Consider the following 8,611-nt stretch of genomic DNA (forward strand, 5'->3'; position numbering starts at 1 on the left):
AACCTGCGCGCCAGGGGGATCTGAGCGGGTGGACCGGCGGCCAGGGGGGCCTTGCCGCAGTCCGCCCCGGCCGAGGGGGGCCAATTGTTCCTGTCCGTGTTCACCGCTGCGCTGATTGCGGCGATATCCATCACCTTGTTCTGGATGGCCGCCTTCACGCTCTGGTGGCAGATGCACGCCTGGCGCACGCCGGAGACACTGGCCGCCACCAGATTCGACCCGCCCGACGGCGGCCTGGAGGGCTCGTTCTCGCTCCTCCTGCCCGCCCGTCACGAGCAGGCGGTGCTGGAGCACACCATCGAACGGCTGCTGGAATCCAGCCACAGCGGATTCGAGATCATCGTCATCGTCGGGCACGACGACCCGGAGACCGCCGCGGTCGCCGACCGGGCCGCGGCCCGCGCCCCCGACCGGGTCCGGGTCGTCGTCGACACCCACGAGGCCAAGAACAAACCCAAGGCGCTCAACACCGCGCTCCCGTACTGCACGGGCGATGTCGTCGGCGTCTTCGACGCGGAGGACCAGGTCCATCCCGCCCTGCTCACCCACGTCGACCACGCGTTCCGCTCCACCGGCGCCGATGTCGTGCAGGGCGGAGTGCAGCTGATCAACTTCCACTCCAGTTGGTACAGCCTGCGCAACTGCCTGGAGTACTTCTTCTGGTTCCGCAGCCGGCTCCATCTGCACGCGCAGAAAGGGTTCATCCCGCTCGGCGGCAACACCGTCTTCGTACGGACCGAGGTACTGCGCGCGGCCGGCGGCTGGGACCAGAACTGCCTGGCCGAGGACTGCGACCTGGGCGTACGGCTCTCCAGCATCGGCAAGAAGGTCGTCGTCGCGTACGACTCCGACATGGTGACCCGCGAGGAGACTCCCGACTCGCTGATGTCGCTGCTCAAGCAGCGCACCCGGTGGAACCAGGGCTTCCTACAGGTCTACCGCAAGAACGACTGGCGCCAACTGCCCACGCGCGGACAGCGGTTGCTTGCCCGCTACACGCTGATGACGCCGTTCCTCCAGGCGTTCACCGGCGTGATCATCCCGCTGAACGTCTGCGTCGCGCTCTTTCTCGACGTGCCCGTGACGATCGCGTTCGTCACCTTCCTGCCGCTGGTCACCGCCCTGGTCACCTTTGTCTTCGAGATCGTCGGGCTCCATGACTTCGGCCGGCAGTACGGACTGCGGGTCCGGTTCGCGCACTACCTCAAGCTCGTCGTCGGCGGCCCCTTCTACCAGGTGCTTCTCGCCGGAGCGGCGATCCGCGCCGTCTGGCGCGAGCACCGGGGGCGCAGCGACTGGGAGCTGACCAGCCATGTCGGCGCGCATCTCCGAGAGGAAGTCCACGCGTGACCTCCACGCTCCCCGCGGTGACACCGGACGCGGGTTCGGGTACGGGTACGGCTACGGGCACGGGTTCGGGCACGGGCACGGGTTCGGGACTCGACGGGCAGAGACCAAGTCCTGAGCGCGACCGATCGGGCGGCGGCACCGCTACAGGTACGGACCCGCGCGCGCCGAAACCCTCCGCCCGCCCCGTCGTCCGCTTCCGCCGCTCCCGCGCCGACCTCGTCCTCTGCGGCGTCCTGCTCCTCGCGATCCTCGCCGTCCAGGGCTGGAACATCCAGAACTACCCCACGCTCAGCGACGACGAGGGCACCTACCTCGCCCAGGCGTGGGCCGTCCAGGAGGGCCGCGGCCTCGCCCACTACACGTACTGGTACGACCATCCGCCGCTCGGCTGGCTCCAGATCGCCTTCCTGACCTGGCTGCCGGCGCTCCTGTCGCCCGACTCGATGACCGTCGCGACCATGCGCGGCGCCATGCTGCTCGTCAGCGCCGCCAGCGCCGTCCTCCTCTACGTACTCGCCCGGCGGCTGCTGCTACCGCGCTGGGCGGCCGGGCTCGCGATGGCGCTGTTCGGGCTGTCGCCGCTCTCCGTGGTGCTCCAGCGGGAGATCTTCCTCGACAACATCGCCGTCATGTGGACGCTGCTCGCGTTCTGCCTCGCGGCATCGCCCCACCGGCATCTGTGGCACCACTTCGCGGCCGGCATCGCCGCCGCCGTCGGCGTGCTCACCAAGGAGACCATGCTGGTCGTCCTGCCCGCGCTGCTCGTCACGATGTGGCGCAACAGCCACCGCGACACCCGCAAGTTCGCGCTGACCGGCGCCATCACCGCGTGTGTGCTGATCGGGCTCTCGTACCCGCTGTTCGCCCTGCTCAAGGGCGAGTTGGCGCCGGGCGGCGGGCATGTCTCGCTCTGGGACGGCGTGACGTACCAGATGAGCCGGCCGGGCTCCGGCTTCGTACTCGACCCGGGCTCCGGCTCGTACGGGGTGCTCCAGTCCTGGCTCTACTACGACCGCGTGCTGCCGCTCGGCGGGATCGCGGCGGCCGTCCTGCTCGTGGCGACGCTGCGCTGGTCGGTCACGGCGCGGGCGCTGGCGGGGCCCGCGCTCGCGGTGGTCATCCTCACGGCGGTGGCGCTGCGCCCGTCCGGTTATCTGCCCGCGATGTACATCATCCAGGGGCTGCCGTTCCTGGCGCTGGTCCTGGCGGGCGCGGCGGCCTCCGTCAGCCACGCCGTCCTGCGCAAGTGGCGCCGCCCCGGGGAGGGCCGCGGGCCGCTCGCCGTACGGTGGACGGCCCTGGTGGCGCTGGCCGCGACCGCCGCCGTACTCGTCGTACCGCGCTGGTACGACGGCGACCGCACCGCGCTGACCGCCGACGACAACGCGTCGTACCGCGCGGCGGCCGGCTGGATGGCGGCCGAGGTGGCGGACCCGGCCCGGGCGCGGGTGCTGGTGGACGACGCGCTCTGGCTCGACCTCGTGCACGCGGGCTACGAACCGGGCCTGGGCGCCATCTGGTTCTACAAGGCGGATCTCGACCCGGCGGTCACGAAGACCATGCCGGGCGGCTGGCGCGACCTGGACTATGTGGTCGCCTCTCCGACCGTACGGCGCGACGCGCGCGACCTGCCCAATGTGCGGGCGGCGCTGGACCATTCGACCGCTGTGGCCGTCTTCGGGGACGGCGAGGACCGGATCGAGATCCGGCAGATCGTGGGAGGGGACGAGCGATGAGTGATCTTTCCGAGGACGAGGGAGCGGAGTTGTCGGGTGCGGGCGGCAGCGGTAGCGGCAGCGGCAGCGGCGGTGCGCGGGGCGAGTCGATCCTCGGCCTCGGCGCGCTGGAGGCGACGGCCGTCGCCGAGCCGGGCGCCGTCACCGTCATCATCCCGACCTTCAACGAGGCAGGGAACGTACGGGAGTTGCTGCGCCGGCTGACCGACGCCGTACCGGCCAGGCTGCCCTGCGAGGTCCTCTTCGTCGACGACTCGACGGACGAGACCCCGGCCGTCATCGCGTCGGCCGCGCTGGACTGCCCGTTCCCCGTCAACGTCCTGCACCGCGATGAGCCGGTGGGCGGACTCGGCGGCGCCGTCGTCGAGGGCCTCAAGGCCGCTGGATCGGACTGGATCGTCGTCATGGACGCCGACCTCCAGCACCCGCCCGCGCTCGTCCCCGACCTCGTCGAGGCCGGCGAGCGCGCGGGCGCCGATCTCGTCGTGGCCAGCCGTTATATCGACGGGGGCAGCCGGGCCGGGCTGGCGGGCGGCTACCGTATCGCCGTCTCGCGCTCCGCGACATGGCTGACGAAGGCGCTCTTCCCGCGCCGGCTGCGCGGGATCAGCGACCCGATGAGCGGCTTCTTCGCGATCAGACGGTCCGCCGTGGCGAGGGAGCTGGGCTCCTCGGCGGGAGCGGAGGCGGGCTCCTCGGCGGGGGCGGGCTCCTCGGCGGGAGCGGGCTCCTCGGCCGGAGCGGAGGTGCTGCGTCCGCTCGGCTACAAGATCCTGCTGGAACTGGCCGTACGCTGCCGCCCCGAGCGCCCCGCCGAAGTGCCGTTCGTCTTCGGCGACCGGTTCGCCGGCGAGTCGAAGTCGACGGTGCGGGAGGGCCTGCGCTTCCTGCGCCACCTGGTCGAACTCCGGACGGCCGCCCCCGCCGCCCGGATGGCCGCCTTCGGGCTGATCGGCCTGACCGGCTTCGTACCGAACCTGCTCGCGCTGTACGGGCTGACAGCGGCCGGGGCGCACTATCTGCCGGCCGAGGTGGTGGCCAACCAGTTCGGGGTGGCGTGGAACTTCCTGCTCATCGAGGTGCTGCTGTTCCGGGGCAGGCGGGCGCACCGGCACTGGGCGGACCGGGTGGGCCGCTTCGCGCTGCTCGCCAACGCGGATCTGCTGCTGCGGATTCCGCTGATCGCGCTGCTGGTGACGTATGCCGGGATGGGGGTGCTGCCGGCGACGGTGTGCGGGCTGCTGGCGACGTTCGTGCTGCGGTTCGCGGGGACGGAGGCGCTGGTGTACCTGCCGAAGCGGCAGCGCAAAGAGCGTGGAACGGTGGTGCGTACGGGCAAGCCCGGCGCGAACGCCGACCGGATGGAGCCGGTGAGCGAGGCGAGCCGATGAGAAGACGTACCGGCGCAAGTCCCGGCCTCTTCCGTTTCTCCCGCCCCTCACGCGCCCCTCGCCCCTCCCGCCGACCCCGCCCCTCCCGCCGCACTCGTACCGCCTTCCTCGCCGTCACCGCCCTCACCGGCGGTCTGCTGCTCGGCGCCCAGCACCCCGCCGTCGCCGGCCCGAACCTGATCAAGAACCCGGGGTTCGAGACGGCCGGCACCGGCGCGGACGGGATGCCGTACTGCTGGGAGCGGTCCGGCTGGGGCGACAACGACTTCACCTTCGACGTCGTCGCCGACGCCCACTCCGGTACGAAGGCGCTCAAGGTCGAGCTGACGCGCCGCGTCGACGGCGACCGCAAAGCGCTGATCACGGAGTCGGCGGCGTGCGCGCCGGGGGTGGCGGAGGGGGCCCAGTACGACCTCTCCGTCTGGTACAGGTCGACCACCCCGGACGCGGCGATCACCCTCTTCCGCCATGACACGGTGGCGGGCTGGCAGTACTGGACCGACCTCAAGACCCTTGATCTGAGCGCCGGTTACCAGCAGGCGTCGGTCCGTACCCCGGTGGTCCCGCCCGGCACCGACCGGATCAGCTGGGGCGTCTCCGTCTACGGCACGGGCAGTGTGACCACCGACGACTACGCGATGGAGGAGGTCACGGCGGAACCGCCCGACCCGGTGTGCACGGGGACGGCCGAGGAGTGCGCCGACGGGAAGTGGGAGGTCCTGCCGGTGGACAACCCGGTGCGCTCGATGCACTCGGTGGTGCTGAACAACGGCAAGGTGCTGCTGATCGCCGGCTCGGGGAACGACACCGACATGTTCGAGGCGGGCACGTTCACCTCCGCCGTCTACGACCCGGCGACCGGCTCGTACCGTACGATCCCGACGCCCGACGACATGTTCTGCTCCGGCCATGTCCAGCTCTCCGACGGCCGGGTGCTGGTGATGAGCGGCAACAAGGGCTATCCGTCGGCGGACGGCACGGTCGGCTACCAGGGCTACAAGGACAGTTACGTCTTCGACCCCGCGACCGAGACGTATACGAAGACGAACGACATGAACGACGGGCACTGGTACCCGTCGGCCACGGTCATGGGCAACGGCGACGTGATGTCCTTCGGCGGGCTGCGCGAGGACTCCAGCGGCTCGGTGACGGCGGAGCGCTGGTCGGCGGCCGAGGAGAAGTGGCTGCCGCTCTGGCAGGTCAACCAGACGTGGTCGTACTGGGGGCTGTACCCGTCGATGATCCTGATGCAGGACGGCCGGCTCTTCTACTCGGGCAGCCATGTCTTCGGCAACGGCACCCCGGGCACGGGCGCGTCCATCTACGACTACGACGCGAACACGGTGACGGATGTCGCCGGGCTCCAGAACAAGGACGAACGCGACCAGTCGGCGAGCGTGCTGCTGCCGCCCGCACAGGACCAGCGGGTGCTGACGATCGGCGGCGGCAACATCGACTCGAACCCGGAGGCGAACCGCCTGACGGACCTCATCGACCTCAAGCAGCCCAACCCCGCCTACACGCACGGCCCGTTGCTCCCCCAGGGCACGGTGGACCTGGGCGGGGCCGCGGGCCCGCAGCCGCAGACCGGCGCGCAGGGCAAGATGTACGGCTCGGCGGTGCTGCTGCCGGACGGCAAGGTACTGGAGACGGGCGGCGCACTGCACAACCGCGCCAACCCGGTGTTCTCCTCGTCCCTCTTCGACCCGGCCACCGACACCTTCACCCCGGTGGCCCCTGACCCGGAGGCGCGCGGCTACCACTCCTCCGCGTTCCTGCTGCCGGACGGCCGGGTGATGGCGACGGGCGACAACCCGGGCAACGGCACCTGGAACCACAAGGTCTCGCTCTACACCCCGCCGTACCTCCTCAAGGGCCCGCGCCCGGAGATCACCTCGGTCGCGGGCAACCAGTGGCTGTACGGCGACACCCGGCGCATCACCGTCGACCGCCCCATCGCGAAGGCCGAACTGATCCGCCCGGCCGCCGTCACCCACTCCTCCGACCCCAACCAGCGCTTCGTGGACCTGCCACTGACGGTCGACCCCGACGACCCCCGCACCATCGACCTCAACATCACCAGCAACCCCAACCTGGCCCCGCCCGGCTGGTACATGCTCTTCGCGGTCGACGCGGCGGGTGTCCCGTCGGTCGCCGAATGGATCCACCTGGGCGGCGCGCAGGGCGCGGCGGCCCGGGCGGAGAGCCCACCGGCCTCGGCCCACATCCACGACTTCGCAACGGACCTGGCGAAGCCCGCGAAAAAACCGCAGAAGCGCCGCACATCGGCCCCGGTCAGTCCCCAAGTCGCAGGCTGCGACCGCCACTACGGCCCACCGGACGTCTGCGTCCCCACCACCTTCCCGGAGAGCCTCGCCACCCCCGCCGCCCGCTGCGACTGGCTGGCCGCGCACGCGTACGGCCGCCTGAAGCTCAACGGCAAGGACGACCCGCTGGGGCTGGACAGAGGCGGGGACGGGGTGGCGTGCGGAAAGGGCGACGTAAGGGGAGGCGGTGTGAAGGGAGCACACAATCATTAGCCTCTTTGAGCCACCTGGCGCCGCAGTCAGTTAGATTCCATCGCGGACCGGTCCTCCGTGGCGCGTCGTCAGCTTCGGATCATTCGCTACAAATCACCACAGGCGGGCCACTTCGTGATCGTCGGAGTCTAGAATAACGTAGTCCGACTGTCCCGGGTAGGGCAGCCAGACTGATATGCCATTCGGCCAGATATTGATCTCTACGGAGGAAGCAAGGCTCGGATCGAATTGCAACGTGACGAATTCCTCAGCGGCGAGAGCAAAGACGACCCCACCCGGCTCGAACGTAACTCGTGCGGGCCCATCGGTCGCAGCGAGCTTCATTTTCATCATCGAACAATCCTCCCCACTATCTCCAGGCATCAATGATCTCCTGCAACAGTTGCACACGGTTTCTTGCGGTGTTCACGGGCGACCTGGAGTTCTGCGCTCCGCGTCCGGCCGCGCCGCCCTTGCCCGCGTTGACGGCCCCCTGATAGAAGTCCTGGAGCTTCTCTGCATCGCCCCGGCTGGCAAGGCCACGGAGGGATTCCGGCGTGCGCGTTCCAATGAGTTCTCCGGGGTCACTGTTCCCCCAAATCTTGTTGCCCACAATGTTCATCCTTCCCCCCTCAAGCGTTGGCGGCTTTACGTAGCCGCCGCGCGCGGGCAGAGGGTTGGCCAGATCTTCGGTGACACCGTTGGAACCCGTGCTGAATCGGGCTTCCCCGCACGTATTGTGCACCAAGACCGGCGTCTTGCCTGCGAGTACATAGTACGTGTGGAGTTTGGCGACGCTGAAGTTGTAGGTGCGGACGTGGTCTGTGTAGGGCTGGTTGTGGACGATCTTGGCGGTGGTGCCGTTGGGGGTGTGGAGGGTGGTGCCGGGTTTGAGGTCGGCGGCGTTGATCCAGGCGTTTTCTTTGGGTGCCCAGAAGGGGTGTTCGGCGGTGGCGGTGATGTTCTTGTTGCCGTCGGGGGTGGCGATGGTGAGCTTGTTGAGTTCTTTGTCGCCCTCGCTGGGGAGGAGTTCGGTGACGGGCTGGGTGCTGGTTTCGCCGGTTGCGGGGTTGGTGGCGAGGACCTGGTCGCCGACCTTGATGTCCTCGATGTTTTTGGTGGTGCCGTCGGCGAGGAGGACGGGGGTGCCGGCGAGGAAGCATGCCTGGACCGGTTTTGCTGCCGCCGCTTTGGTGCCTGCTGTGGCGCCGCCGGCCTTGGCTCCGCCTGCTCCGCCGGTTTTGCCGGTTCTGCTGATGAGTTTTGAGCCGACGGCTTTGATTCCCTTGGCGGCGACGTTGCCGAGTGCTCCACCTGCTGCGCCGCTGATGCCTCCGATGAGGGCGCCCTTGCCGATGGCGGTGCCGTAGCCGGCGATGCTGTGGTCGGCGTCCGGGTTCATGGCGTTGCCGACGGCGGCTCCTGCCGCGCCGGCTATGGCGCCGCAGCTGGCTCCGACGGCGACTGCGCCGACTCCTCCGGTGACCGCTCCGGCTCCGACCGCCACGGCGCCGCAGGCGACGCCGACGGTGACCTCGACCGTGATGGTGATGATCTCCGTCTTGTACTTCTTGAAGAAGCCGCCGATCTTGCACAAGCTGCCGCAGGGTTCGGA

General features: G+C 69.6%; 6 protein-coding genes. 4 read left to right on the plus strand and 2 right to left on the minus strand.

Annotated features, from left to right (window positions below):
• Window positions 1–96 precede the first annotated feature (96 nt).
• The 4 genes from AB0389_RS35990 to AB0389_RS36005 all read left to right on the plus strand — a co-directional run bounded on the left by AB0389_RS35990 (window position 97) and on the right by AB0389_RS36005 (window position 7,017).
• On the plus strand, window positions 97–1,350 hold the full coding sequence (locus tag AB0389_RS35990) for a glycosyltransferase (protein WP_366399792.1): 1,254 nt from the start codon (window positions 97–99) through the stop codon (window positions 1,348–1,350).
• Between the two features lie 233 nt (window positions 1,351–1,583).
• On the plus strand, window positions 1,584–3,086 hold the full coding sequence (locus tag AB0389_RS35995; RefSeq protein WP_366399793.1) for a phospholipid carrier-dependent glycosyltransferase: 1,503 nt from the start codon (window positions 1,584–1,586) through the stop codon (window positions 3,084–3,086).
• Window positions 3,083–4,477: a glycosyltransferase gene (locus tag AB0389_RS36000; RefSeq protein ID WP_366399786.1), complete on the plus strand. Its 1,395-nt coding sequence runs from the start codon at window positions 3,083–3,085 to the stop codon at window positions 4,475–4,477. Before AB0389_RS35995 ends, AB0389_RS36000 begins: the two co-directional genes overlap by 4 nt.
• A complete protein-coding gene (locus tag AB0389_RS36005; RefSeq protein ID WP_366399787.1) occupies window positions 4,474–7,017 on the plus strand; it encodes a galactose oxidase-like domain-containing protein in 2,544 nt (847 codons plus the stop codon). The genes AB0389_RS36000 and AB0389_RS36005 overlap by 4 nt, the downstream gene beginning before the upstream one ends.
• A 93-nt stretch (window positions 7,018–7,110) precedes the next feature.
• Here AB0389_RS36005 and AB0389_RS36010 read toward each other — a convergent pair whose 3' ends face one another.
• Together AB0389_RS36010 and AB0389_RS36015 are read right to left on the minus strand one after the other, a co-directional pair.
• Entirely contained in the window at window positions 7,111–7,350 is a 240-nt protein-coding gene (locus AB0389_RS36010; protein ID WP_366399788.1) for a hypothetical protein, read from the minus strand.
• Window positions 7,351–7,366: 16 nt separating this feature from the next.
• Window positions 7,367–8,611, minus strand: a 1,245-nt coding sequence (locus AB0389_RS36015) for a polymorphic toxin-type HINT domain-containing protein (protein WP_366399789.1), incomplete at its 5' end; no start/stop codon positions are given.

The sequence above is a fragment of the Streptomyces sp. NPDC093109 genome (assembly GCF_040701725.1).
GTDB lineage: Bacteria > Actinomycetota > Actinomycetes > Streptomycetales > Streptomycetaceae > Streptomyces.

Excerpts from the sequence above, each read along its gene's own strand:
- AB0389_RS36000 (WP_366399786.1), top strand. The coding sequence starts at position 3,083 with ATGAGTGATCTTTCCGAGGACGAGGGAGCGGAGTTGTCGGGTGCGGGC.
- AB0389_RS36010 (WP_366399788.1), bottom strand. The coding sequence starts at position 7,350 with ATGATGAAAATGAAGCTCGCTGCGACCGATGGGCCCGCACGAGTTACG.
- AB0389_RS36005 (WP_366399787.1), top strand. The coding sequence starts at position 4,474 with ATGAGAAGACGTACCGGCGCAAGTCCCGGCCTCTTCCGTTTCTCCCGC.